The organism is Cellulomonas sp. IC4_254, from assembly GCF_011603975.1.
Lineage (GTDB): Bacteria > Actinomycetota > Actinomycetes > Actinomycetales > Cellulomonadaceae > Cellulomonas.
Map to the genome: position 1 here is coordinate 1 of NZ_JAANNB010000406.1, position 294 is coordinate 294.

Consider the following 294-nt stretch of genomic DNA (forward strand, 5'->3'; position numbering starts at 1 on the left):
TCCGCGGTCATCGGCGGCCAGCAGACCCCGCAGGCCGCGGCCGACCAGGCCGTCGCCGCCCTGAAGAGCCAGATCGGCTGACGAGGTCACCGTGTCCGCCGCCGCCACCACCGCACCCGCGCGGCAGGCCGGTCCCGGTGCCGCCCCGACGACCCGGCGTCGTCGGGGCGGCAGCCGGATCGTGTTCCTGCTGCCCGCCGCCCTGTTCCTCGGCCTGTTCAGCCTGTACCCGCTCGTCCAGCTCGTGCGGATGGCGGTCAGCCAGGTCACGGCCGCCACGCTCAACGCCGACTG

Annotated in this window: 1 pseudogene; it reads left to right on the forward strand. The window is 75.5% G+C overall.

Features of this window, described 5'->3' with window-relative positions:
- Positions 1-91 precede the first annotated feature (91 nt).
- Positions 92-294: pseudogene (locus G6556_RS19040) on the forward strand (hypothetical protein); the annotation flags it as partial.